25 protein-coding genes are annotated in these 25,470 nt (G+C 62.5%); 12 read left to right on the forward strand and 13 right to left on the reverse strand.

Annotation, left to right across the window (positions count from 1 at the left end; translation table 11 throughout):
* Positions 1 to 25 precede the first annotated feature (25 nt).
* The 3 genes from grxD (at position 26) to ACZ5WT_RS18225 (ending at position 3,112) form a co-directional block, all read left to right on the forward strand.
* Entirely contained in the window at positions 26 to 361 is a 336-nt protein-coding gene (gene grxD / locus ACZ5WT_RS18215; protein ID WP_464285169.1) for a Grx4 family monothiol glutaredoxin, read from the forward strand.
* 162 nt (positions 362 to 523) lie between these two features.
* Positions 524 to 1,741, forward strand: coding sequence for an MFS transporter (locus ACZ5WT_RS18220; protein ID WP_464285170.1), 1,218 nt, complete (start codon positions 524 to 526; stop codon positions 1,739 to 1,741).
* 117 nt (positions 1,742 to 1,858) lie between these two features.
* Positions 1,859 to 3,112, forward strand: coding sequence for a multidrug effflux MFS transporter (locus ACZ5WT_RS18225; protein ID WP_464285171.1), 1,254 nt, complete (start codon positions 1,859 to 1,861; stop codon positions 3,110 to 3,112).
* Here the strand turns inward: ACZ5WT_RS18225 and ACZ5WT_RS18230 are convergent.
* From ACZ5WT_RS18230 to ttcA, 5 genes are all read right to left on the reverse strand, one after another.
* Entirely contained in the window at positions 3,106 to 3,732 is a 627-nt protein-coding gene (locus ACZ5WT_RS18230; protein ID WP_464285172.1) for an ATP-dependent Clp protease proteolytic subunit, read from the reverse strand. The two genes, ACZ5WT_RS18225 and ACZ5WT_RS18230, sit on opposite strands and share 7 nt — an antisense overlap.
* A gap of 36 nt (positions 3,733 to 3,768) precedes the next feature.
* Entirely contained in the window at positions 3,769 to 4,113 is a 345-nt protein-coding gene (locus ACZ5WT_RS18235) for an SRPBCC family protein (protein ID WP_464285173.1), read from the reverse strand.
* On the reverse strand, positions 4,110 to 4,424 hold the full coding sequence (locus tag ACZ5WT_RS18240) for an ArsR/SmtB family transcription factor (protein WP_464285174.1): 315 nt from the start codon (positions 4,422 to 4,424) through the stop codon (positions 4,110 to 4,112). Before ACZ5WT_RS18240 ends, ACZ5WT_RS18235 begins: the two co-directional genes overlap by 4 nt.
* A gap of 403 nt (positions 4,425 to 4,827) precedes the next feature.
* Positions 4,828 to 5,631 carry an inositol monophosphatase family protein gene (locus tag ACZ5WT_RS18245; RefSeq protein WP_464287245.1) on the reverse strand — a complete coding sequence of 268 codons (804 nt, stop codon included), beginning with the start codon at positions 5,629 to 5,631 and terminating at the stop codon, positions 4,828 to 4,830.
* An 11-nt stretch (positions 5,632 to 5,642) separates the two neighbouring features.
* Positions 5,643 to 6,488 (reverse strand): tRNA 2-thiocytidine(32) synthetase TtcA, encoded by an 846-nt coding sequence (ttcA, locus tag ACZ5WT_RS18250; protein WP_464287246.1) that lies wholly within the window; start codon positions 6,486 to 6,488, stop codon positions 5,643 to 5,645.
* Positions 6,489 to 6,691: 203 nt separating this feature from the next.
* On the opposite strand from ttcA, the gene ACZ5WT_RS18255 reads away from it, so the two are divergent.
* Positions 6,692 to 8,083 (forward strand): SbmA/BacA-like family transporter, encoded by a 1,392-nt coding sequence (locus ACZ5WT_RS18255; protein ID WP_464285175.1) that lies wholly within the window; start codon positions 6,692 to 6,694, stop codon positions 8,081 to 8,083.
* Between the two features lie 292 nt (positions 8,084 to 8,375).
* On the opposite strand, the gene rpsD is transcribed toward ACZ5WT_RS18255, so the two are convergent.
* The 5 genes from rpsD to ACZ5WT_RS18280 all read right to left on the reverse strand — a co-directional run bounded on the left by rpsD (position 8,376) and on the right by ACZ5WT_RS18280 (position 12,692).
* The gene (rpsD, locus tag ACZ5WT_RS18260; protein ID WP_464285176.1) at positions 8,376 to 8,993 is read right to left on the reverse strand and encodes a 30S ribosomal protein S4; all 618 of its coding nucleotides are present in this window, start codon (positions 8,991 to 8,993) and stop codon (positions 8,376 to 8,378) included.
* Between the two features lie 208 nt (positions 8,994 to 9,201).
* Entirely contained in the window at positions 9,202 to 10,443 is a 1,242-nt protein-coding gene (locus ACZ5WT_RS18265) for an MFS transporter (RefSeq protein WP_464285177.1), read from the reverse strand.
* 86 nt (positions 10,444 to 10,529) lie between these two features.
* Positions 10,530 to 11,342, reverse strand: coding sequence for an RNA methyltransferase (locus tag ACZ5WT_RS18270; RefSeq protein WP_464285178.1), 813 nt, complete (start codon positions 11,340 to 11,342; stop codon positions 10,530 to 10,532).
* 57 nt (positions 11,343 to 11,399) lie between these two features.
* A complete protein-coding gene (locus tag ACZ5WT_RS18275; RefSeq protein ID WP_464285179.1) occupies positions 11,400 to 11,996 on the reverse strand; it encodes a GNAT family N-acetyltransferase in 597 nt (198 codons plus the stop codon).
* Positions 11,997 to 12,083: 87 nt separating this feature from the next.
* Positions 12,084 to 12,692 (reverse strand): GNAT family N-acetyltransferase, encoded by a 609-nt coding sequence (locus ACZ5WT_RS18280; RefSeq protein WP_464285180.1) that lies wholly within the window; start codon positions 12,690 to 12,692, stop codon positions 12,084 to 12,086.
* A gap of 95 nt (positions 12,693 to 12,787) precedes the next feature.
* Here ACZ5WT_RS18280 and ACZ5WT_RS18285 point away from each other — a divergent pair, with 95 nt between their 5' ends.
* From ACZ5WT_RS18285 to ACZ5WT_RS18305, 5 genes are all read left to right on the forward strand, one after another.
* Positions 12,788 to 13,240, forward strand: a complete 453-nt coding sequence (locus tag ACZ5WT_RS18285) for a GFA family protein (protein ID WP_464285181.1) — start codon at positions 12,788 to 12,790, stop codon at positions 13,238 to 13,240.
* On the forward strand, positions 13,224 to 13,559 hold the full coding sequence (locus ACZ5WT_RS18290; protein WP_464285182.1) for a TfoX/Sxy family protein: 336 nt from the start codon (positions 13,224 to 13,226) through the stop codon (positions 13,557 to 13,559). The genes ACZ5WT_RS18285 and ACZ5WT_RS18290 overlap by 17 nt, the downstream gene beginning before the upstream one ends.
* A 133-nt stretch (positions 13,560 to 13,692) precedes the next feature.
* A complete protein-coding gene (locus tag ACZ5WT_RS18295) occupies positions 13,693 to 14,904 on the forward strand; it encodes an NADP-dependent isocitrate dehydrogenase (protein WP_464285183.1) in 1,212 nt (403 codons plus the stop codon).
* Between the two features lie 98 nt (positions 14,905 to 15,002).
* The gene (locus tag ACZ5WT_RS18300; RefSeq protein WP_464285184.1) at positions 15,003 to 15,410 is read left to right on the forward strand and encodes a DUF6855 family protein; all 408 of its coding nucleotides are present in this window, start codon (positions 15,003 to 15,005) and stop codon (positions 15,408 to 15,410) included.
* A 95-nt stretch (positions 15,411 to 15,505) separates the two neighbouring features.
* Positions 15,506 to 16,234 carry a head GIN domain-containing protein gene (locus tag ACZ5WT_RS18305; RefSeq protein ID WP_464285185.1) on the forward strand — a complete coding sequence of 243 codons (729 nt, stop codon included), beginning with the start codon at positions 15,506 to 15,508 and terminating at the stop codon, positions 16,232 to 16,234.
* 37 nt (positions 16,235 to 16,271) lie between these two features.
* Here ACZ5WT_RS18305 and ACZ5WT_RS18310 read toward each other — a convergent pair whose 3' ends face one another.
* Positions 16,272 to 17,951 (reverse strand): vWA domain-containing protein, encoded by a 1,680-nt coding sequence (locus ACZ5WT_RS18310; RefSeq protein WP_464285186.1) that lies wholly within the window; start codon positions 17,949 to 17,951, stop codon positions 16,272 to 16,274.
* Between the two features lie 214 nt (positions 17,952 to 18,165).
* On the opposite strand from ACZ5WT_RS18310, the gene ACZ5WT_RS18315 reads away from it, so the two are divergent.
* From ACZ5WT_RS18315 to ACZ5WT_RS18325, 3 genes are all read left to right on the forward strand, one after another.
* Positions 18,166 to 19,137, forward strand: coding sequence for a glycerophosphodiester phosphodiesterase family protein (locus ACZ5WT_RS18315; RefSeq protein WP_464285187.1), 972 nt, complete (start codon positions 18,166 to 18,168; stop codon positions 19,135 to 19,137).
* Between the two features lie 93 nt (positions 19,138 to 19,230).
* Positions 19,231 to 20,163 carry a DMT family transporter gene (locus ACZ5WT_RS18320; protein WP_464285188.1) on the forward strand — a complete coding sequence of 311 codons (933 nt, stop codon included), beginning with the start codon at positions 19,231 to 19,233 and terminating at the stop codon, positions 20,161 to 20,163.
* Positions 20,164 to 20,250: 87 nt separating this feature from the next.
* On the forward strand, positions 20,251 to 21,135 hold the full coding sequence (locus tag ACZ5WT_RS18325) for a DMT family transporter (RefSeq protein ID WP_464285189.1): 885 nt from the start codon (positions 20,251 to 20,253) through the stop codon (positions 21,133 to 21,135).
* 58 nt (positions 21,136 to 21,193) lie between these two features.
* On the opposite strand, the gene alaS is transcribed toward ACZ5WT_RS18325, so the two are convergent.
* Positions 21,194 to 23,839: an alanine--tRNA ligase gene (gene alaS, locus ACZ5WT_RS18330; RefSeq protein WP_464285190.1), complete on the reverse strand. Its 2,646-nt coding sequence runs from the start codon at positions 23,837 to 23,839 to the stop codon at positions 21,194 to 21,196.
* A gap of 174 nt (positions 23,840 to 24,013) precedes the next feature.
* Entirely contained in the window at positions 24,014 to 25,087 is a 1,074-nt protein-coding gene (gene recA, locus ACZ5WT_RS18335; protein WP_464285191.1) for a recombinase RecA, read from the reverse strand.
* Between the last annotated feature and the right edge of the window lie 383 nt (positions 25,088 to 25,470).

The following is a 25,470-nucleotide window of genomic DNA, read 5'->3' on the forward strand; positions in this document are numbered from 1 at the left end:
ACCCCGGCAACGAAAGGTTTCTCCCATGAGCGATATCAACGCCTTCATCGACGAAAAGGTGAAGAATAACGACGTCTTCCTCTTCATGAAGGGCTCGCCCGACTTCCCGCAATGCGGCTTCTCGGGTCAGGTTGTTCAGATCCTCAACTACCTCGGCGTGACCTATGGGAGTGCCAACGTGCTCGAGAGCGAAGAGCTGCGCGACGGCATCAAGGCCTACACCAACTGGCCGACGATCCCCCAGCTCTACGTGAAGGGCGAGTTTGTCGGCGGCGCTGACATCGTCCGCGAGATGTTCCAGGCAGGCGAACTGCAGACGCACATGCAGAACGCCGGCATCGAGATCAAGCAGACCGCCTGATCGACTTCTGACTATTGTTTCAGACGCCGGGCCCAAAGCCCGGCGTTGCTGTTTGCGGGGGAGCTCAATCCCATAAGCGGGCGTGATGACTACCATTCCGCAATATTGTTTTCCCTTGTCGCCGCCACGTCGTAGGTAGGAAGCCCATTTGGAAGGCCTGTCATGACGCAAACCATGCGCTCCGCCGTACCCCTACTGGTGCTGATCATCGCCGGGTGCCTTGTCGCCGCCATTGGCAATGGCGTGCGGACCGGCTTTGGCCTGTTCACCCTGCCCATGAGCGCTGATCTCGGCCTTACCCGCGAGGGCTGGGGCATGGCCATGGCTATCCAGAACCTGGCATGGGGCATCGCCCAGCCCTTCGCAGGCGCCTGGGCCGACCGCTACGGCACCGGCCGTGTGCTGGCCGGCGGCGCCCTGCTCTATGCACTGGGCGTCGTGCTAATGGCCCTTTCCCCCAATGCCTCGACGCTCGCAGTGACCGCCGGCATCATCACCGGCGTCGGCATCGCCATTTCCTCGTTCAGCGTCGTGATGGTGGCGTTTGGCCGCTCGGTGCCGCAGGAGAAGCGCACACTGATCTTCGGCGTCGCCACCGCCGCGTCCTCGTTCGGCCAGTTCGTCTTTGCCCCGATCACCGTCGGCTTCATCAACGCCTTTGGCTGGCAATCTGCCCTGATCTGGCTGGCCGCGATCCTGCTGCTGATCGTGCCGCTGAGCTTTGCCCTGCGCGGCAAATCCGAGGCCACGGCGACGGGTGAAGCCGACTTGCCCTTCATGGAAGCGCTGTCAAAGGCCTGGGGTTATGGCTCCTATCGCCTGCTGGTCATCGGCTTCTTCGTCTGTGGCTTCCACATCGCCTTCATCAACGTCCACCTGCCCGCCTATCTGGTCGAGTGCGGGTTGCCGCCCGAAAGCGGCGGCTGGGCCATTGCCATCATCGGCCTGTTCAACATCGCCGGTTCGCTCCTGTCGGGTTGGCTGGGCGGCCGTTTCCCCAAGCAGATCCTGCTGGCCAGCATCTACCTGCTGCGCGCCATCGCGATCGGGCTGTTCCTGCTGTTCCCGGTGAGCGAACTGACCGCCTATGCCTTCGGCGCCGCCATGGGCCTGCTTTGGCTCTCGACCGTCCCGCTGACGGCCGGGCTCGTGACCCTGTTCTTTGGTGCCCGCTATATGGGCATGCTCTATGGCGTGGCCTTCTTCAGCCATCAGCTGGGCTCGTTCACGGGAATCTGGCTGGGCGGATTCGCCTATGACCACACCGGGTCCTATGCGCTGGTCTGGTATCTCGGCATCATCCTGGGCGTCGCCTCGGCGGCCATACACCTGCCGATCAACGAGCTCCGCGCACCGAAATTCGCGCTTAAGGCTGCATAGCAGCCAATCATCGGCTGTTGCCGATATAAGCTTGCCAAAGTTGCGTGCGCGGTTCATGTTTCGCGCACGTTTTCGCGACGCCGCCGTTCTGCGTCGACTTTCCAACGAGATTTCCCCATGACTGATCACTTCAAGCGGGTGCTTTCTCGCCCTGAATTCATTGCCCTTATTGCCGCGCTGATGGCCCTCAACGCGCTGGCCATCGACGTCATGCTGCCCGCCCTGCCCTACATGGGCGAGGCGCTTGGCGTGACCAGTGAGAACGAGCGGCAGTTCGTGATCACGGCCTATATGCTCGGCATGGGCATCGCCGTGCTGGCCTTTGGCCCGCTGACCGACCGCTTCGGCCGTCGAGCGCCGCTGCTGGTGGGCATTGCTGTCTACATCGTCGCCGCTGTTGTCGCCGCCTTCGCGCCGAGCTTTGCCTTGTTGCTGGTGCTGCGCTTCATCCAGGGCGCCGGTGCCGCCAGCGTTCGCGTCATCGCCACCGCCGTGGTCCGCGATCGGTATTCGGGCCGCGAGATGGCCGAAGTCATGTCGCTGACCTTCATGGTGTTCATGGCCATTCCGATCATTGCGCCGGGCATCGGTCAGGTGCTGCTGCTGACCGGGCCGTGGCAGACCATCTTCATCTTTATGGGCCTGCTGGCCGCCGCCTTCTGGCTGTGGACCTATTTCCGCCTGCCCGAGACGCTGCCGATGACCAGCCGCCGCCCGCTGAGCTTCAGCGGGATCACCAGCGGTTTCGTCATCGTCTTCACCAATCGGGTGGCGCTGTTCTATGCGCTCGCGGGCACGTTCCTGTTCGGCGCGCTGTTCGGCTTCATCAGCTCGGCGCAGCAGATCTATGTCGATATCTACCAGCTCGGCGTCTATTTCCCCGTCGCTTTCGCAGCCATGGCTGGCCTGATGGCCGTGTCGTCCTTCACCAACTCGCGCATCGTGCGCCGGCTGGGCATGCGGCGGCTCTCGCATGGGGCCATGCTGTCCTTCACCGTGTTCAGCGGGATCTGGCTGGCCTTCGCCCTGAGCGGCTGGCTGCCGCTGTGGCTGTTCTTCTCCCTGCTCTCGGTCATCATGTTCAGCTTCGGCTGGGCCTCGTCCAACATGAACTCGCTCTCCATGGAACCGCTCGGCGCCGTCGCCGGCACCGCCTCGGCCGTGTTCGGCTTCATCCAGACCGTGGGCGGCGCGCTGATCGGCAGCTATGTCGGCCAGCTGTTCAACGGCACCACGGTGCCGACCGCCCTGGGCTATTTCGGCATGGGCGTGCTGGCGCTGATCTGCATCCTTGTTGCAGAGAGCGGACGCCTGTTCGGCGTGGGTGAGCAATATGCCCAGGCCGAGGCAGCGGTCGAAATGGGTCACTGACCACTGGCTGGTGGAATCTCGATCTGCCCGCGATCGTGGTAGACGTGATCCACCAGCCCCCAATCCCGCGCCTGCTCTGGCGACATGAAGTTGTCGCGCTCCATGGCCGCCTCGACCTCCTCGTAGCTTCGACCGCAATGCTTGGAGAAGAGGTTGTGCATCAACCGCTTGAGCCGCCTGCTCTCCTCGGCATGGATCAGAATATCGGTCACCTTACCCTGATAGCCGCCGCTGGGCTGGTGGAGCATGATCGAGGCATTGGGCAGGCAGATGCGGCTACCAGGCTCGCCCGCCATCAACAGGAATGACCCCGCCGACATGGCCATGCCCATGCAGAGCGTGCCAACCGGCGCCTTGATGAACTGCATCGTGTCGTACATGGCCAGGGCCGACGTCACCACGCCACCGGGCGAATTGATGTAGAGCGAGATTTCCTTCTTGGGGTTCTCGGCCTCGAGGAACAGCAGCTGGGCGCAGACGAGAGCCGCCATGTTGTCCTCGATCTCGCCGTTGACGAAGATGATCCGCTCGCGCAGCAGCCGTGAATAGATGTCGAAGGATCGTTCGCCACGCGAGGTTTGCTCGACGACCATCGGGACGAGTTGCATCATGTCGCGCATCGGCGACCTCCGTTCTGCAATGAGATTGGGTTGGGGCTAGGCGGCCAGCATGACCGGACCGGCCAGGTTGGAATTGGCGGCGGCCGGGACGGCCAGCGGCGCATGGGTCAGGCGGAACCAGGTGCCGCCCTCGCCTGTCGGCGTCAGCTCGAAGGTCACGAGACTATCTTCCATGCCGAGGATTGTGCCTTCGCCCGCTTCGCGCCAGCGGTAGGTCAGCGTGCGGTTTTCCTCGGCCGAGACGACCGCCAGATCCAGATCGCGTTCCGGCTTGAGCCAGCGCTCGAGATATTCGGGGACGGTGAGCGCCCGCCAGACCTTTTCGGGCGGCGCGTCGAGCGCGCATTCGAACACCAGGACGTCGGATTCGGGTGTCGTCATTGATCCATCTCCTTGAGCAGGTCCTTGAGGGCTTCGACACGATCGGGCCAGAAGGCGCGATACCTGGCGAGCCAGGCGTGTAGCGGCTCGAGGCCTGCGGCCTCGACGCGATAGTTGATGTGGCGGCCCTCGCGACGGCTGCTGACCAGCCCTGCCCCGCGGAGCACCGCCAGGTGCTGGGACATGGCCGGCTGCGAGATGGCGAATCCCTCGCCCAACTCGCTGGCCGTCATTTCCGCTCCCGCCAGCCGTTCAAGCACCGCGCGGCGGGTGGGATCGGACAGCACCTTGAAGATATCAACGTCGCTCATGTCGTCATATAAGCACAGACTTATGGGTCATCGCAAGGGCGAGCGAAAACACCGCTCCGGCTTGCACCTGTCGGTTGATGTGCAGGCGATACACGCGGCGAGACCCAGCCCCGTGAAGTAGTAAAAGGTGAGGCCAGGCCTCGCCGCATGCGCTGGGATTTCTGGTGGGCGGACTATCTGGTGAGGCTTGCCTCACCTTCCGCGGACCCACGGGGTTTACGAACATCCCCCGCTCCCAACAGCTCCCTGACGGCCGGTTCGCGCGACCCGCTGTGTGTCAGAGTAGTGGGAGGAGAGTGCCACAGAGTTTTGGCGCGGGGATAAGCTGGATGAGTTTGGGGCGTTGAGCCCCCACGTAGCCTCCCCCTGAAGGGGGAGGAATGGGCTGGTGGGTGGGGGCCGGCTAGAACGTAAACACTTCCCGGCGCAGATCTTGCCAGCTGTCGCGGTTGATGGCGACCAGCAGGCCGCCGTCGACATGGCTGGGGCGGTAGGGCGAGCCATCGAGGCGGGCGGCGTAGGCGCCGGCTTCCTGGCTGATCAGCACGCCGGCGAGGTGATCCCACGGCATCAGCTTGTTGTAGCTGAGAAAATGGCCGTGGCCGGATACGAAGGCGCGGTATTCGTGGCCCGCGCAGCGGTAGTTCGACATCAGCCGAACCTTGGCGGTATTGGCCAGAATCTGCGGGCGCAAGGCGGCGGGCATGTAGGCGACGGAGGCGGACCCGACCATTTCATTGAGCGGCACGGCGGCGGCGGCATGGAGGCGCACAGCTTCGCCATTGGGACGGCGCAGCCAGGCGCCGCTGCCCTTCTCGGCCATGACCCAGTCATCGCCCATCGGGTCGTAGATGATGCCGGCCACGGTTTCCCCGCCCGACACCACCGATGCCATGGTGGCAAAGAGCGGCAGGCCGGCAGCGTAATTGGCCGTGCCATCGATCGGGTCGACCACGACCGCCAGATCAGCATCGGCGAGTCGCGCCAACAGAGCCTGATCGGCAGCGACTGATTCCTCGCCGACAAACAGCGCCTGGGGCATCCACTGCGCAATGCGGGACTTGATGACCTGTTCGGTGGCCACGTCGGCCTCAGTCACCAGATCGATGGCTTCGGTCTTGGCCTGCACCATGGAGGCATCGAGCCGGCGGAAACGCGGCAAGGCTTCAGCGCGCGCCGCATCGCGGAGGATGGCAGCGAGGTCCATGATATCGAAGGTCACGAAGCGGTCCTTTTGTCGTTGAGGGCGGCAAAGTCGAACAATTTGGTATCCAGCATGTGGCTGGCGTTAACGTTGCCCAGCGCGCGGATCATGACGTCCTTGCGGCCGGGCATGCGCTTTTCGATGTCGGTAAGCATGGCCTTCATGGCGTTGCGCTCAAGCCCGTCCTGGCTGCCGCAGAGGTCGCAGGGGATGATCGGGAAGGCCATGGCGTCGGAAAAGCGCTGCAGGTCTTCCTCGGCGCAGTAGATCAGCGGGCGCAGCACTTCCACATCGCCATCGTCATTGAGCAGGCGTGGCGGCATGGCAGCGAGCTTGCCGCCGTGGAACATGTTCATAAAGAAGGTTTCGAGGCTGTCATCGCGGTGATGGCCGAGGACCAGCGCAGTACACCCCTCCTCACGCGCGATGCGATAGAGGTTGCCGCGACGCAAGCGCGAGCAGAGCGAGCAATAGGTGGCGCCCGCCGGTAGCTTCTGGGTGACGATCGAATAGGTGTCCTTGTATTCGATGCGATGCTGGATCCCGAGACCCGTCAGGAACTCCGGCAAGATGTGCTTGGGGAAATTCGGCTGGCCCTGATCGAGATTGCAGGCCAGCAGCTCCACCGGCAGCAGGCCACGCCATTTGAGATCGAGCAGCAGCGCGAGCAGCCCATAGCTGTCCTTACCGCCGGACAGGGCAACGAGCCACTTCTCGCCAGGACGGACCATGGCGAACTTTTCCAGCGCCTCTCGCGTATTGCGGATCAGGCGCTTGCGCAGCTTATTGAACTCCACCGTGCGCGGGGCATTGGCATAGATCGGGTGCGCGCCGGTGACGTCCTCGTCCGCCGCGTCCATGACCGCAGTCACTGCCTCACTCATTGCCGCACTCATGGCGAAACTCTCTTTCTTCGTGTCGCGTTGCTGATAGCGCTCCTTGCCGCCAAGGGGAAGGAAAACCGGGGAGGCGCAACCTTACCAAGGTTTAATTTCAGCTTCTTGCTTCGGTCCCAAAGCGACAGTTAGATGACTGCATCCACTCGACACCCAGGAGTCTCGCGGTGTTTCGCTCCTTCTTCCCCGTACCCAAGCTATTCTTCGGTTCAGCCGCCATTTGGTTGCTGGCCACTGTGATCATCTGGTTCGCCGTTGGCGAGCCGATCCGCGCCGTGATCGGCCTTGATCGCTTCACCCATCCGGCCATCGTCGCCACCGAGCTTCCGGCCGATCAGCCGACCACCGCCGATGACCCGACAAGTGCCCAACCGGCGGCGAGCGCCGACCAGACCAACCCCAACGCGCCGGCCAGCACCGAAAGCGCGAGCCCGTCACAACAGGCCGCAGCGGCCGGGGCCGCCGAATCCTCGGTGGGCAACTTCCTCAATGCCGATCGCATCTGGCTGTACCAGTATGTGCTGATGGTCGCGCTGGCCTTTTGCCTGTTCTGGTACTTCTACAAGCGCAACGAGTGGTACTGGTGGAGCGTGGTCGGATCGACCTGTATCCTGCTGGTGATCTACTTCCAGGTGCAGGTGGAAGCCTTCGTCAACGAGTGGTCCGGCGTGTTCTTCGACATGATCCAGCTGGCGCTGACGCAACCGCGATCGGTGGAACCGGCCCGGTTCTATGGCGAGGTGTTCACGCTGTTCGTGGTGCTGATGCCAACCATTCTGGTGGCCGTGCTGCTAGCCTTCTTCACCTCGCACTACGTGTTCCGTTGGCGCAAGGCGATGAACTTCTACTACATGGCGCACTGGCCCGCGATCCGTCAGACCGAAGGCGCGGCACAGCGCGTTCAGGAAGACACGATGCGCTTCGCCTCCATCGTGGAAGATCTGGGCACGGCCTTCTTCGGGTCGCTGATCACGCTGGTCGTGTTCCTGCCGATCCTGTGGGGGCTGTCGAGCACCATCACCGAGCTGCCGATCTTCGGCAACGTACCGGGGAGCCTCGTCTGGGTGGCCCTGGCGGCCGCCATCTTCGGCACGATCCTGCTGGCCGTGGTGGGCGTCAAGCTGCCGGGGCTGAACTTTGCCAACCAGCGCGTCGAGGCGGCCTACCGCAAGGAACTGGTGTTCGGTGAAGACCACGCCGAGCGGGCAGAACCGCCGACGGTCAAGGAGCTCTTTGCCGGCGTGCAGAAGAACTACTTCCGGCTCTACTACCACTACACCTACTTCAACCTGGCGCGGTACGCCTACCTCAACCTCGTCGGCTATGTGCCGCTGCTGACCATGGCGCCGACCATTCTGGCCGGTGCGCTGACCATGGGCGTCTACCAGCAGGTGCAGATCGCCTTCGGGCAGGTGTCGTCCTCGTTCCAGTTCTTCGCCCGCGCATGGACCACCATCGTCGAGCTGCAGTCGGTCTATATGCGCCTGCGGCTGTTCGAGAGCTACATCCCGCAGGAGCAGGAAGCCATCAAGGTCAGCGTCAGCGACGCGACTGCGTGATGGGTTCTCGTCCGCACCTCTCCCCGCTGGGGAGAGGTCTGGCGGGAACCTTCATCCAAGATCACACCAAACGCCTGCGCTGCACACGGACTTGATCCGTGGGCCCTTCGTCTCGCCCTCGGATCAAGTCCGAGGGCAGCGCGGTGGGTGGTCGGACTTCGGTGTCTCCAAGCGACAAGTCCGATGCTGCAGGCGGCCTCGGACTTGGATGCCGGTCTGCTCAAAGCACACACGCAAAACAAAAGGGCCGCTCCGAAGAGCGGCCCTTTCTAATTCTGGAAACCTACTGCGATTAACGCGAGTAGAATTCGACGACCAGGTTCGGTTCCATCTGGACCGGGTACGGCACGTCCGACAGAGCGGGAACGCGCACGAAGGTCGCGGTCATCTTGTTGTGGTCGACTTCGACGTAATCAGGAACGTCGCGCTCGGCCAGCTGCGAAGCTTCGATCAGCACGGTGAGCTGCTTGGAGCGCTCGCGCACTTCAACCTTGTCGCCAACCTTGACCTGGTAGGACGGAATGTTGACGCGCTTGCCGTTGACCAGCACGTGGCCGTGCGACACGAACTGGCGCGCAGCAAACACGGTGGTGACGAACTTTGCACGATACACGATCGCGTCCAGACGGCTCTCGAGCAGGCCGATCAGGTTCTCGCCGGTGTCGCCCTTGACGCGGGCAGCTTCGTTGTAGAGGCGCTTGAACGCCTTTTCAGTGATGGTGCCGTAGTAGCCCTTGAGCTTCTGCTTGGCGCGCAGCTGCAGACCGTAGTCCGACAGCTTGCCCTTGCGGCGCTGACCGTGCTGGCCGGGGCCATAGGCACGGGCGTTGAGCGGGGACTTCGGACGGCCCCAGATGTTTTCGCCAAGACGGCGGTCAATTTTGTACTTGGCTGAATGACGCTTCGACATCGCGTATCCTTCTTAAAAGTTGAATGGATCGCGCCCTCCTCTGCCACCCTCGCGGATGACCGACAGACCCCAATTATGTTAGGAATCCCGGGTGCGCCTATGGGCCATGGGCCCGAATAGGTGGCCGCGTGATAGCTTTGGGGGGCACAGGAGTCAAGCGCTGCGGGCACTTTAGCACCCGATTGCCCGGCTCATTTAACCTAGTGGGCTAGTCCACCATCTTGCGGTGCAGCGTGCGCTGGTTGCGCAGGCCGGGGAACAGGCGGCTCCACAGCACCGCAACGATGATGGCACCGGCACCGCCCACCGCCACGGCGGCAACCGGACCGATGAAATGCGCGACCGTTCCGGCGCGGAATTCACCCAGTTCGTTGGACGCGCCGATAAACACTGAATTCACCGCATTGACGCGCCCGCGCACCTCTTCGGGCGTCCAGAGCTGCATGATGGTTTCGCGAATCGTGACGCTCACCATGTCGGAGGCCCCCACCAGCGCCAGCGCCGGGATGGAGATCCAGACCGTGGTGGACAGGCCGAAGATCAACGTGAACAGACCGAACAGTCCGACGAACAGGAACAGCAATCTGCCCGCATGGTCGCGGATGGGGAAGCGCGTCAGCACGATGGCCATCAGCAGTGCGCCAATGCCGGGCGCGGCGCGCAGCATGCCCAGCTCTTCGGGCCCCGCATGCAGGATGTCCTTGGCATAGACCGGCAGCAGGGCCACGGCTCCGCCCATCAGCACGGCGAACATGTCGAGCGAGATGGCGCCCAGCACCACCTTGTTGGAGAAGATGTAGCGGAAGCCGCCGAACATGGTCTCGAGGCTCGTTGCCTGGTGGGAATCGCGCTGCTTGGGCTTGGGGATCAGCAGTACGCAGCCCACTGCCAGCACCAGCAGCACTGCGGCCGTGCCGAAGGCAACAACCGGGGCAATGCCATAGAGCAGGCCACCGGCAGCCGGGCCCATGATCGAAGCCATCTGCCATGCGGAGGCGTTGACGGTGATGGCGTTGGACAACGCTTCCGGCGGCACAAGATTGGGCGCCAGCGACTGCGCCGCGGGGCTCCAGAACGCGCGGGCCGTGCCCAGCACGATGAGAATACCGAAGATCGGCCAGACCTCATGCGCCTCGGCATTGACGAAAGCCAAGAAACCCAGCGCGCAAATCAGTTCGACCGAGAGACACACCGCCATGATGCCACGCCGATTGAAACGGTCAGCCGTGAGGCCCGTGATCAGGATCAGCAGCAGCGCTGGCAGGAAAAGGCTCAGCCCCACAAGGCCGAGCAGAAACACGTTGCCGGTGACGTCGTAGATCTGCCAGGCGATCGACACCGACATGATCTGAACGGCAAAGCTCACCAGCAATGTGGTGAGCCAGAAGAAGCGAAAGCCGACATAGGTGAAGGCCAGGCGGGACGGTGCGGTATCGGCTGCTGTGGTCATGCGCTTGGAGTGACACGCCAGATTGTCGCAGTCAAAGCCGATACCGGCGGAATCCGTCCGGTCAGCGCAAATATTGGGCGCGCGCCTTACTCGTCCTTTGGCGTTTCTTCCTGCTTCTTCTGCCGATTGGGGTTGGGGCGCTCGTGGCGGCGGTCGATCGAGGAAATGACGCCGCGCAGGGTGCGGATTTCCTGGGCCGAGAAATTGCCGCGTGACAGGGCCGTGCGCAGGTTGTCGATCATGCCGGGACGCTTTTCAGGCGTGGTGAAGAAGCCGCTCTGGTCCAGCACCCCTTCGAGATGCTCGAACAGGCCAACCAGCTCGCTCTTGGGCGCAACCTCGCGCAGGCCGCTGTCAAAAGGTAGAGACGCGGCCTGCCCCGACTGGCGACGCCACTCATAGGCCAGGATCAGCACGGCCTGGGCAATATTGAGCGAGGCGAAGGCCGGCTCGACCGGCAGGGTGACGATGGTATCGGCCAGCGCTACTTCTTCGTTGAGCAAGCCCCACTTCTCGCGGCCGAACAGCAGGCCGACGCCATTACCCGCCCGGACCTGCGCTACCATACGGACAGCAGCCTCGTCGGGGCCGATTACTTCTTTTTGGAGATCACGAGAGCGCGCCGTGGTCGCGAGAACCAGCGTGAGGTCGGACACCGCCTCTTCAAGCGTCTCGAACACCCGGACGCGCTCGATGACATGATCGGCGCGCGACGCCGCGGCGATGGCGCGCTCATTGGGCCAGCCATCGCGCGGGCGCACAAGGCGCAGGTCCCACAGGCCGAAATTGGCCATGGCGCGCGCCGCCGTGCCGATATTCTCGCCAAGCTGGGGCTCGCACAGGATTACCGCCGGCGAAGGCAGCAGCTCAATTTTGATAGATGTGTCGGTTCCGGCCATGGCACCCAACTGAAAAAGTTCAGGCGCTCATAGCCGGTTTTTCCCCATGAGGGCAATTCAAGCCACGCGATGACGCGGGGGTAAAGACTTGACCTTGGTGGCCGTCATCCATTCCCGGTCGAGGATGGCGAAATGCAGTTCCTCGTCCCACTCCCCCTGAAACAGGGCGTGCTCGCGGTAATGCGCCTCAAGCCGCATGCCCAGTTGCTGCATCAGCTTGATCGAGTGGTGATTGCGTCCGTCACTGCGGGCGAAGACGCGATGAATATGAAAATGCTCGAAGGCGAGATCGAAAATCGCGCTCAGGGCCTCGCGCAGATAACCCTGCCCGGCAAAGGTGGGGTTGCTGCAAAAACGGACTTCCCCCTGCCCCGACGTCGCATCGGACCAATGCAGGGATACGTGCCCGATCAAGGTCTGGTCGCCCTTGCGGATCATGGCCAGCGTCAGCGTATCGCCCGGACGTTGCAGGGCAACATGGCTGCGCATGACATTGAGGGCTTCACCCACCTCGGCCTGATCTCGGGCGCGGCTGAACACATAGCGCTGCATCGAAGGCAGGACGTGATAGGCAAAAAGGGCTTCTGCGTCGCACCGCTCGAATGTGCGCAAGATCAACCGGTCGGTCTCGATTGGCAGAGTTGGTGTAGACATGAATACGTGGCTCCCTGACATGCGTGACGACCCATGCCAACAACGCCTCCGGATTCAGGGTAGTTCCTGCCCCTGCCCTAGAAAATCCTACTCATCAGTGTCCGGTTTTTGGTCGCCGCCGGGTGGCACCGAGGCTCGCATAGCCCGCCATTCCCGCTGCAAAATGGCGTAGATGAACTCCTCGTCCCACTCGTTCTTGAACAGGGCATGCTCACGAAAATGTGCCTCGCGGCGCATGCCCAGCCGTTCCATCAGGCGCCACGACGCATCATTGCGCACGTCGCATCGGGCAGAGACGCGGTGGATATCGCCGGGGCCGAAAGCCAGGTCGAGCATGGCGTCGGCTGCCTCCGTGGCAAAGCCCTGCCGCTGGTAATGCGGGTCGAAAATCCAGCCGACCTCGGCCTGCCGCGCGTCAACGCTCCTCCAGATCAGCGAGACCTCGCCGATCAGGGTCGCCGACTGGGTCAGCTCGACCCCCAGGATAATCTTGTCGCCCTCGGCCTCGAACGCCACCTGGGTGACGCGCTGCTGCACGGCCAGCGCACATTCCTCGCGACTCAGGGGCACGTCGAACAGGTAGCGCGCCACATCTTCGCGGCGGCGATAGGAATAGACCGCATCGACATCGCCCCGGGTGAACGGGCGCAACGTCAGCCGGGCCGTGCGCAATGGATAGTGTGGATAGAGCGGCATGCCTTCCCCCGTCTGGCGCCGCACTTTCGCGAGTGTGATGCGCAAACGCAAGGGACCGCCTTGCCCGCACCCAAACTGCGTGCCAGCCTCGGTCCATGACCAATGCGCCCCGCCCCGCCATCGACCTCACCGCCACCTGCGCCTGCGGCGCCATCACCATGTCCGTCAGTGGGCAAGTCGTTTCTATGCTGCAATGCGCGTGCCTCGACTGCCAACGCGCCACCGGGGCCGGCCATAGCGATGTTGCGGCGGTGCATGCCGAAGCCATCCGGGTTCAGGGCGCGACGAAATCGTTCAACCGGCCGAGCGCTTCAGGCGCCACCTTCACCCGTCACTTCTGCCCCGAATGCGGCACCGGCATCTTTGGACAAAGCTCACGAGCGCCAGCCCTGCGCCTGTTCATGGTGGGATTCTTCGCCGGTCAGAACGACTGGTTCGCGCCCAACCAGCTGATCTTTGCCCGCAGCCATCCCCATTGGGATCTCATCGCCGACCACCTGCCGCGACACGCCACCTATAGGGAGGCCGCCAATGAGCCTGGCATCTGAAGAACTCTCCGACCGCATTCGGGCCCTTCTGGCACCGCGCCTCGTCGTCACCGAACAGCGAATGTTTGGCGGCACCTGCTTCATGCTCAATGGCAACATGCTGGTGGGCCCTCTCAAGGATGGCGGACTGCTCGTTCGCGTGGGCAAGGAGGCTCATGAGCAGACCTTGGCCTTGCCGGGCGCCCGCCCCATGCAGATGGGCCCCAAGACCATGGCCGGCTTCATCGAGGTCACCGGCGATATGCTGGAGGACGACGAAGCCCTGCTCGGCTGGATCGACCGGGCGCTGGCATTCGTCGAGACGCTGCCGCCCAAATAGCATTGCAACGTGACATCTGCTGCTAACGGCAAGGGCCCATGCCGAGGCTGACTTTGCGCAAATGCAGCCCAATGCTATAGGCACACCGAAGTGGCCATGGGGCCGACAAGCGGATTTCAGGGAGAAAGTTCTGATGAGCAAAATCAAGGTCGCCAATCCTGTCGTGGATCTCGATGGCGATGAAATGACCCGGATCATCTGGCAGGCGATCAAGGACAAGCTCATCCATCCCTACCTCGACCTGCCAATCGAATATTATGACCTGAGCGTTGAAAGCCGCGATGCGACCAACGACCAGATCACCATCGACGCAGCCCATGCCATCCAGAAGCATGGCGTCGGCATCAAGTGCGCAACCATCACCCCCGATGAGCAGCGCGTTGAAGAATTCAAGCTCAAGAAGATGTGGAAGTCGCCCAACGGCACCATCCGCAACATCCTGGGCGGCGTGATCTTCCGTGAACCCATCATCTGCAAGAACGTGCCGCGCCTGGTGCCGGGCTGGACCCAGCCGATCATCGTCGGCCGCCACGCTTTCGGTGACCAGTATCGCGCCACCGACTTCCTGTTCCCCGGCAAGGGCACGCTGTCGATCAAGTTCACCGGCGAAGATGGCAAGGTCATCGAGCACGAAGTCTATCAGGCTCCGGGCGCCGGCGTGGCGATGGCCATGTACAACCTCGACGACTCGATCCGCGATTTCGCCTATTCGAGCTTCAACTACGGCCTCGCCCGCGGCGTGCCGGTGTACCTGTCCACCAAGAACACCATCCTCAAGGCCTATGACGGCCGCTTCAAGGATATCTTCCAGGAGATCTACGAGGCCGCATTCAAGGAAAAGTTCGAAGCTGCCAAGATCTGGTACGAGCACCGCCTGATCGACGACATGGTCGCCTCGGCCCTCAAGTGGTCCGGCGGTTACGTCTGGGCGTGCAAGAACTACGACGGCGACGTGCAGTCCGACATCGTGGCGCAGGGCTTCGGCTCGCTCGGCCTGATGACCTCGGTTCTGGCTACGCCCGATGGCAAGATCGTGGAAGCCGAAGCCGCCCACGGCACGGTGACCCGTCACTACCGTCAGCACCAGCAGGGCAAGGAAACCTCGACCAACTCGACCGCGTCGATCTTCGCCTGGACCCGTGGCCTGGCTCACCGCGCCAAGCTGGACGACAACGAGGCGCTCGCCAAGTTCGCGCTGACCCTCGAAAAGGTCACCGTCGACACCATCGAAGAAGGCAAGATGACCAAGGACCTGTCCCTGCTCGTCGGCCCCGATCAGCCGTGGCTCTCGACCCTCGGCTTCCTCGATGCGATCGACCAGAACCTGCAGAAGGCCATGGCGTAAGCATCCCGCCACGCAGCAATTTCGAGGCCGGGTCCATGTGACCCGGCCTTTCTTTTTGTTCCCGCCCGGCTCACACTGCGGGCAAACGGAGAATTGGCATGCCCCAAGGCACCGGCACCAAGGACGATCCCTGGCTACTCAAGACCCCGCCCGGCACGTCCGACATCACCCTCTATCGCGCTCCCGAGGCTGATCCTCCGGCGCTGGTCTGCAATGCCGGCGGCACCGAACTGCGCTATCACCTGCGCTGCATCGAAGACCTCCATGCCATGCTCAAGGCCCATGGCGACTGGATGGAACTGGGCAATGCCGATGAACAGAAACCGGCCAAGGAGGGCACGGTGGAGGCGTGGGCCCGCTCGCCGGACAATCCCGTCGGCGGCTGGTATGGCATCCGCAAGGGCTATCGCGGGCGCTTCGGCAATTACGTGCCGCCCGTGCTCGAAGCGCTGGGCCTGGTGGAGCTGGAGCACAACCCACGCAACAACCGGGCCCGCGCCCTCTAGCGGCTGGCGCGCCGAAATTCGCTCTCGACCTTGTGATGCTGGCTCACCCCACCAATATGGAGCGGGCCAGCATCATCATTTTGAGGAGATGACTTTTGCGTAGCTTCCAGACACTCGCGCTTGCCGGTTCCCTCAGCCTTGCCATGCTTGGCGCGGCCGCGGCGCAGGAGCGCAGCTTCGACCTCACCGGCTTCGAAAAGCTCGATATCAGCACCGGGCTCGATGCCGTGGTGACCCTGGGCGACACCTTTTCGGTGACGGCCCAGTCCCGCAATCAGGACGTTCTCGACAAGCTTGAAGTCACGGTATCGGGCGACACGCTGAGTGCTCGCATCGAGAGCAACTTCTTCGAATTCATCATCAGCGGCGGGCTGGTCGGCCAGTTACTGGGTGGTGGCAATGCGGCCACGGTGCTCATCACCCTGCCCACCCTCACCGCGGTCAATGCCAGCGCGGGAGCCGATGTCGACATCACCGCACCCACGGGAGACCTGGCGGTAGACGTGTCCAGCGGCGCCGACGTCAACGTCATCAGCGGCGCGCTCGGCAAGATCTCGGTCAATGCCTCAAGCGGGGCCGATGCCGAACTGAGCGGCACCTGTGACACGATCGAGGCCAGTGCATCGAGCGGCGCCAGTGTCGATGCCGAAAAGCTGGTCTGCGTCACGGCCGTGGCAGATGCTTCGAGTGGCGGCGATATTTCGCTTCACGCCACCGGGAGCCTCAAGGCCAATGCCTCGAGCGGCGGCGATATCGAGGTTTCCGGCAACCCGCCCAAGACCGACATCAACCGCTCCAGCGGCGGCGGCGTGTCGATGGAATAAATGGAAGGGGCGCCCCGCACGGAGGCGCCCCTTCTGCCTACTTGGTCTTGCCGCCCTTGGCCGGCTCAGTGAGGCTGAGCTCGGAACGCTCCCCGGCGGTGACGGTGACCGGAGTTTCACTGGTGGCGCCATCCTTGCGGGTGAACACCACGTAGTCGCCTTCGGCTAAAGTGGTCTGCAGGTCCGGGCCGTAGCCGTAGAAGAACGACGCGCGCTTTCCCTCAAGGTTTTTGGCGGCCCCGAACACTTCGATATATTCGTCGCCCGGCGAGGTGACAGCGAGGATGCCGGCATTCATCAGCACGGGCACCTCCACCAGTTCGCCGGTCTTGACCGAGAACGGCACTTCGCCGCTGGCCCCGCCAAGCTTGTAGCGCGCGACATAGTCCCCTTCGGCCAGATCGAAGGCGACGTCGCCGCCATAGGCATAGGCCACCGATTTGCGCGAGCCATCGAGTGCCTTTTGCGCGCCCAGTACCTCGATAAAAATGTCAGCCTCAACGGGCGTACCCGGCACATATTCCGAAGCGACGCGCGCCCGGCCTGCCCCGACGATCACATCCTCATCGATGGTTGAGCCGGCCTTGGCATCATAGCTGCGGGTCACCGTGGCCTCGCCGATCGAAACAATGGCCTCGATGGCACCAGCCGGCACGACCAGATCGGTATCGCCGTAATTGGTGGTGACATATTCCCCGGCATGATGGATTTCGACCGTCGCATCCTCGTCGATCTCGGCGCCATCGCTGGCCCGGGGACGGAGCTTGAGAATGGCGCCATTGAGCACGAAATGCGGCCTGGCAACCTCATCGGCCACGATGGTGACCGGCTGCGATGCGCTGGCATAGCCCAGCGTGGCGGTCATGATGTAATCGCCCGGCTCAATGCTGCCCTTGAAGGTCGAGTAATAGTCGGTGCCGACATAGTCGCCCTTGCTGCCATCGGCAGCCACCCTGTGCCATTCCCAAACGATGCTGTCCTTGCCATCGACGATATCCGGCCCGCCTTCCGAGAGGGTGGCGGTCGGCTGCACGTTGAACGCTGCAACTGGTTCAGGCTCCGGTTCCGGGGCGGGCTCGGGTTCGGCCTGGGTGACTTCGGCGACGGTGGCGGTCAGCGCATCGACCAGCGCCGCACCGTCATTGGCCGACAGATATTTGCCACCGGTATTCTCGGCGAGGCACGCCACCTGCTGCCCCTCTTCATCGGAAAGCCCGAAGCCAAGCACATGCGTGGTGAAATCAATGCCGCGCGCCTCCAGGTCGGATGCCAGTGCGCAGGGATCGACCTCGCAGGTTTCAAGTCCATCGGTGATCAGGATCACCGTGGCCTTGTGCTCGGTGAACTGCAGCTCATCGGCGGCCAGCCGAACCGCGTCCGAGATCGGGGTCATGCCCTTGGGATTGATGCCCTTGGCAGCGGCGATGATGGCCTCGGCTGTACCGGCAGCAGGCGCGACCAGCATTTCGATATCGCCGCAGTTCCCCTTCTCGCGATGGCCATAGGTCATCAGCCCAAGTTCGAGATCCTCCGGCAGCGTCGACAGTACGGACTGCAGCGTTTGCCGCGCAATAGTGATGCGGGCTTCTCCCTCGATCTGCGCCCACATTGAGCCCGAGCCATCGAGCACGATCACGGCCCTTTCGGCGGCAGCCGATGGCAAGGCAAGAGCGAGCGCCACAGCGGCGCTAATGACGATATTTCGAAATAACCGCATGAATTGCACCCTCCAAGTGAGCCAGTATTCTATCCAATACTGACCAACATCGCGCAATTCACAACACGGGCTAGCTGACACGGCGATGAATGCTGCGTTCACCGAGACTTCAATTGACCGCCTGCGGATGTCGGGTGCAAAACCGGGAGCATGGCCGTCCCCTGCCTCACTTCAATCGCAAATGCTACGAATTCTCCCGGGCAAAGGGGGAATCATGAAGCGCATCTTGATTGCAGCGGCGGTGTTGATCGCGGCCATTTATGTGTTCAACGCCAGCTGGCGCGTCGCCGCGCCGGCCGATCCGGAAGTCGCACTGATTTCGCATCGCGGCGTGCACCAGACCTTCGACCGCAGCAATCTTGAGAACGACACCTGCACGGCCGAACTGATCTATCCCCCCACCCACGACTACCTCGAGAACACTATTGCCTCGATGCAGGCCGCCTTCGCCGCAGGCGCCGATATCGTTGAACTCGACGTTCATCCCACGACCGACGGTCAGTTTGCCGTGATGCATGACTGGACCATCGATTGCCGCACGGAGGGCACCGGCGAAACCCGCAGCCACGACATGGCCTATCTGCGCACCCTCGACATTGGCTATGGCTACACCGCTGACGGCGGCGCGACCTACCCGCTGCGCGGCAAGGGCGTGGGACTGATGCCCGAACTTGGAGACGTGCTGACGGCGATGCCGGAGCAGCGCTTCCTGGTCAATTTCAAGAGCCGCGAAGCCCGCGAGGGGGACATGCTTGCCGCCCTGATGGATAAGCGCCCAGAATGGCGCAATGCCGTCTGGGGCGCCTATGGCGGCGACGAGCCGACCTATCAGGCCGCCGGGCAGATCGATGGGCTTTACGTCTGGTCACGCCGGGGCCTGGTCGATTGCCTTGCCCAATATGTCGGGCTCGGCTGGACCGGCTACGTGCCCGATGCCTGCCGCAACACGATGGTCATGCTCCCCATCAACGTCGCGCCGTGGGTCTGGGGCTGGCCCAACCTGTTCATCGAGCGCGTGCAGAGCGTCGGCAGCGAGGTCATCCTGCTGGGCCCCTATGGCGCCGGCGACCCCGGCACGGCCGGTATCGACACGCTCGACGTGCTGGCGCAGGTACCCCCGCAGTTCGACGGCTATATCTGGACCAACCGGATCGAAGTCATCGGCCCCGCCATGGCCAAACAATAAATCCGGCCGAACGACAATATCCATCGACGGAAGTGTCTTCTCGCCCTAGGCTGGGCATAATCTATTACAAGCACTCATATTTCTGGATTTGCCATGCCGGTCGGCGTGTTTTACGCGGTGGTCGCTTACTCGGTTTATTCTTGCGGCGACGCCATCATCAAGGGCTTCGGGCAAAGCCTGTCCGTCTTTGAGATTGGCTTCTTCATTGCCGTCTTCAGCCTGTTTCCGGCCCTGTTCGCCAAACCCAAGGGCGAGCGGTGGCGCGATAGCCTCCAACTCACTCATCCGCTGCTGGTGCATCTGCGTTCGTTCAGCGGCGTAGCCTCATCGATCCTGGTGACCTTCGCCTTCGTCACCATTCCCTTTGCCGAAACCTATTCGCTGGTTTTCCTGATGCCGCTATTCATCACCGCCATGTCGGTGCTGGTGCTCAAGGAACGAGTGGATGTGACGCGCTGGACCCTCCTCGCGGTCGGATTTCTCGGCGTCATGCTGGTGGTGCGGCCCGGCTTCCGCGACCTGCAGCTGGGGCATCTCGCCGCCGTGTGCTGCGCATTCTTCGGGGCAACGACCACGACAGTGCTGCGCATCGTCGCGCCGATCGAGAAGCGCGTCAGCCTGATCGCGCTGCCGGCCGTCTATCTGATCATCGCCAATGCGGTGCTGATGATCCCGACCTTCGTGGTGCCGACGCTGCTACAGCTGGCACTATTGGCCGCCTCGGGGGCGCTGGTTGGACTTGGGCACATTCTGCTGATTGCGGCGACCCGCAACGCCCCGGCCAGCCAGATCGCACCGATCCAGTATGTGCAGATCGTCTGGGCCATCGGGCTGGGGGCCTTCTTCTTCGCCGAGCACCCGGACCTGCTGGCCTATATCGGCCTTGCGGTGGTGATCGCCTCGGGCCTGATCACCGTATTTTTCGACGGCGCACGCACCCGGATCGCCGGGCGCTTCGCCGAATATCGCGCGGTCCGGCCGGGCCCGCCGACCAATATTACCGAGGTGCAGGGCCCGGAAATATAGAGGTCCGCGGCTATGGCCGCTGCCTCCGGGCACTTGTATGGTACCTAATATTGCCGAGTCTTGTTCCCCATTTTTCTGGATGTTGCGATGCCGGTCGGCGTCTTTTTTGCCTTCCTGGCCTATGCCAGCTTTTCGGTCGGCGACGCTCTGATCAAGACCGTCGGCACGGGCGTATCGGTGTTCGAGATGGCGTTCTTCACCACCATCTTCTCGGTCATTCCCGTCATCGTGACCAATCGTCATGAGCGCTGGAGCGAGGTGTTCCAGCTGCGCCATAAATGGCTGCTGCAGCTGCGCTGCCTCACCGCCATCGGCGGCACATCCTGCGTGATGTATGCCTTCACCCACATACCCTTTGCCGAGGTCTATTCCATCGGCTTCATGACCCCGATCGTGGTCACGGCGCTGTCGGTTCTGGTGTTGAAGGAGCATGTGCGGCGCCTGCGCTGGGTGCTGCTGTTCATTGGCTTCCTCGGCGTGCTGCTGGTCGTTCGCCCCGGGGTCAAAAGCCTTGAGCTCGGCCACCTAGCCGCCTTTGCCAGCATCTTTTTCGGCGCCACGACGTCGGTCATCCTGCGCCATATCGCGGCAACCGAGCGACGGATCAGCATCGTGGCCATCGTGGCGCTCTATTCGCTCGGCTTCAATTTCGTGCTGATGCTGCCCAGCTTCGTCTGGCCGACCTGGGAACAGCTTGGAGTCTTTGCGATGATCGGGCTGATTGGTGGCGTTGGCGGCCTTCTGATCATTCGGGCGACCAAGACAACGCCGGCCAATCTGGTTGCCCCCGTGCAGTATAGTCAGCTGATCTGGGCAATCGTGCTCGGTGCGGCCTTCTTTGGCGAAATGCCCGACCTGCTTGCCATCGTCGGCCTGTTCGTCGTGCTGGCGGCCGGCCTTGCCAATGTGCTGACCGAGAAGATGAAGATCGTCTGGAAGCCGCGGCTGTTCTTCTATCGCACCGGACTTTAGACACTGAATCAAAAATCCCCGCTAATGCGGGGATTTTCATATTCATTGCAGGCTTAACTTAGAGCGCGCCGCGCACCGCGGCGATGGCTTCGTCGGCCTTGGAGCCATCCGGTCCGCCACCCTGGGCCATGTCGGGACGGCCGCCGCCGCCCTGCCCGCCAAGCGCGGCCGTGGCCAGCTTGATCAGGTTGCCGGCGGCATAACGGCCGGTCAGGTCGTCGGTAACGCCAATGGCGACGGTGCCCTTGCCGTCTTCGCCCTTGAGCACGACGGTGACGACGCCCGAGCCGATACGCTTCTTTTCGGTATCGACCAGACCCTTGACGTCCTTGGCCGGAATGCCCTCGACGGTGCGGCCGACATAGGTAACGCCGTTGACCGTTTCGTCGGCGGTCGCTGCGGCGCCTGCGCCGGTGCCGCCCAGAGCCAGCTTCTTGCGGGCGTCGGTCAGCTCGCGCTCGATCTTCTTGATGTTCTCCTGCAGCGCACCGATGCGATCGAGAACTTCATGATTGCCCGAACGCAGCAGGCCGGCCGCTGCATTGACGATGGCAACATTGGTGTTGCCGCGATGGCGGGCAGCCTTGCCGGTCAGCGCCTCGATGCGGCGCACGCCGGCACCAACCGCGCTTTCAGCGACGATCGAAACCAGACCAATATCGCCGGTGCGGCGCACATGGGTGCCGCCGCAAAGCTCGACCGACCAGCCCAGGCCATTGCCGGTGGGCTCGCCCATGGCAACGACGCGAACTTCATCGCTATACTTTTCGCCGAACAGCGCGCGGGCACCCGATTCCTTGGCTTCCTCGACGCCCATCAGGCGCGTTTCGACCGGGGTGTTCTGCAGGACGATGGCGTTGGCCATGTCCTCCACTTCGACCATTTCCTGCTCGGTCATGGGCTTGGTGTGGACAAAATCAAAACGCAGGCGGTCGGGAGACACCAGCGACCCCTTCTGGGCAACGTGATCGCCCAGCACGATGCGTAGGGCTTCGTGCAGCAGGTGCGTGGCCGAGTGGTTGGCACGGATCGACGAACGGCGCTCGTGATCGACGACCAGCGTGAGCGGCTGGCCGACCTTGAGCGTTCCTTCGGTGACGGTGACCTTGTGGGCAAAGACGCCATGGAACTTCTGCGTTTCGGTGACCTTGGCCGCAACACCTTCGCCGGTCATGACGCCGGTATCGCCAACCTGGCCGCCGCTTTCGCCATAGAAGGGGGTCTGGTTGAGGACGACAAAGCCCTCCTCGCCGGACGCCAGGGTTGCGACTTCAGCACCATTCTTGAGAATGGCTTTGACTTCACCTTCGGCCGTTTCGGTTTCGTAGCCGAGGAACTCGGTCGGACCAACTTTGTCGGCAAGGCCATACCAGACGGTGTCGGTGGCCGCTTCGCCAGAACCGGACCAGCTCTTGCGGGCTTCGGCCTTCTGGGCGGCCATGGCCGCGTCGAAGCCGGGCTGATCGACCGTGATGCCGCGCAGGCGCAGCGCATCTTCAGTCAGATCGAGCGGGAAACCATAGGTGTCATAGAGCTTGAACGCCGTGCCGCCGGAGAGGACAGCGCCTTCGCCCATGTCCTTGGTCTCGTCGGCCAGAATCTGCAGGCCGCGGCCCAAAGTCTTGAGGAAGCGACCTTCTTCGAGGCGGACGGTCTCGGCGATCATGGCTTCGCCACGGCTGAGTTCGGGATAGGCCTGGCCCATCTCGCGCACCAGCGTCGGCACAAGCTTGTAGATCACCGGCTCGGACGAACCGAGCAGGGTCGCGTGACGCATTGCGCGGCGCATGATGCGGCGCAGCACATAACCACGGCCTTCATTGGAGGGCAGCACGCCTTCAGCAATGAGGAAGCTCATGGAGCGGAGGTGATCGGCGATGACGCGCAGGCTTCGATTGCCTTCGCCATTGATCTCGGCGCCGGTTGCCTGGGCGGCAGCACCAATCAGCGACTTGAACAAGTCGATATCGTAGTTGTCGTGCACACCCTGCATAACAGCAGCGACGCGCTCGAGGCCCATGCCGGTGTCGATCGAGGGACGCGGCAGCGCGGTGCGCGATCCGTCGCCATACTGCTCATACTGCATGAACACCAGGTTCCAGATCTCGATCCAGCGATCGCCATCTTCTTCCGGCGAACCCGGAGGGCCACCCCAGACGTGTTCGCCGTGGTCGTAGAAGATTTCCGAGCACGGGCCGCACGGACCGGTATCGCCCATCTGCCAGAAGTTAGATTTGGCGCCGAGCCGCACGATGCGATCCTCGGACAGGCCGGCAATCTTCTTCCAGAGTTCCATCGCCTCGTCATCGTCCTGGTAGACGGTGACCATCAGCTTGTCCTTGGGCAGGCCCCAATCCTTGGTCAGCAGGTTCCAGGCCAGTTCGATCGCGCGGTCCTTGAAATAGTCGCCGAACGAGAAATTGCCGAGCATCTCGAAGAAGGTGTGGTGGCGCGCAGTGAAGCCCACATTATCGAGGTCATTGTGCTTGCCGCCGGCACGCACGCATTTCTGCGCCGTCGTGGCCCGCGAATAGGGACGCTTTTCGACACCGGTAAAGGTGTTCTTGAACTGCACCATGCCCGAATTGGTGAACATCAGCGTCGGGTCATTGCGCGGAACCAGCGGGCTCGACGCCACGGCCTCATGACCATTGCGGGCAAAGTAGTCGACGAAGCTCGAACGGAGGTCGTTTACGCTGGTCATCTATAGGCTTTCATCACGGAAGAACGCGCCGGGCGCTGCAGACAGTGTCGGGCTGCTTTCTATCGTGCAGCCTGCCGGAATGTCCAGCATTGCAGCGGGCTTGGCGCCTTTCTGCAAAGAAAAGGGGCATCGCCTGCGCAATGCCCCAGAAAATCCCTGCATGGGAGGAGTGGATTACTCGTCTTCGCCACCGGCGTCGTCGCCGCCTGCAACCAGGAGAACTTCCCCCAGCAGGCCCGAGCTTTCCCGCACACCCTGTTCAATGGTGTTGGCAATCGCCGGATTGTCCTTGAGGAACTGACGGGAGTTTTCCCGGCCCTGCCCCAGTCGTTGGCTATCCCAGGAGAACCAGGCGCCCGACTTCTCGATGATGCCCGACTTCACGCCCAGATCGAGCAGTTCGCCGGTCTTGGAAATGCCTTCGCCATACATGATGTCGAATTCGACCTGACGGAACGGAGGAGCCAGCTTGTTCTTGACCACCTTCACGCGCGTCTGGTTGCCGACGATCTCCTCGCGATCCTTGAGCGCGCCGATCCGGCGGATATCAAGGCGCACAGAGGCGTAGAACTTGAGCGCGTTACCGCCCGTCGTCGTCTCGGGCGAACCATACATCACGCCAATCTTCATGCGGATCTGGTTGATGAAGATGACAAGGCACTTCGACTTGGAAATCGACGAGGTCAGCTTGCGCATGGCCTGGCTCATCAAACGAGCCTGCAGGCCTGGCAATGCGTCGCCCATTTCGCCTTCGAGTTCAGCGCGCGGGGTGAGCGCAGCCACCGAATCGACCACCAGCACGTCGATGGCGCCGGAGCGGACCAGGGTATCGGTGATTTCGAGTGCCTGCTCGCCAGCATCAGGCTGGGAGATCAGCAGGTCATCGACATTGACGCCCAGCTTGCGGGCATAGATCGGATCGAGCGCATGCTCGGCGTCCACGAAAGCGCAGATGCCGCCGGCCTTCTGGGCCTCGGCAATGACGTGAAGCGCAAGCGTGGTCTTGCCCGAGCTTTCAGGCCCGAAAATTTCAACAATACGGCCCTTGGGAAGACCGCCAATGCCCAGGGCAATGTCGAGCCCGAGCGAACCGGTAGAGATCGATTCGACCTCGATCGACGATGCCTCGCCGAGCCGCATGATCGAGCCCTTGCCGAAATTGCGCTCAATCTGGCTGAGCGCCGCAGCAAGTGCCTTGTCCTTATCCATCGATCCACCTTCAACTACACGAAGCGACGCGTTCGCCATCTATTCTCTCCTTATTCCACGCTCTGGGAGGCTGCGCAACGCGCCGAAGCCGCTGGTGAACATGCATTGAATGTGCGCTATTTGTTCTCATCTTGTTCCCGTCATGTCAAGGGACAAAATGAGAACATTCAATCGCGCATCTGCTGGTTAGATGACTATCGGGATTCGATTCCCGTCACGATTTGGATTTTTGCGACCCAGTACCCGAGGTCCTCAAAGACTTGCGCCAGCAGCTTGGCAAGTTGGCCATTCCGGTCACTGGCCAGCGCGGAGCAAATGCTCAATGATCGATCGTGCGACATCGTGCCGATTACGCGTCGCTTCGAGCCGAAAGAGATTCTTATGAAACCTTAGGGGCCGCAACCATGCGGCCCTCCCACCAG

This window comes from Devosia sp. T2-14, assembly GCF_055397495.1.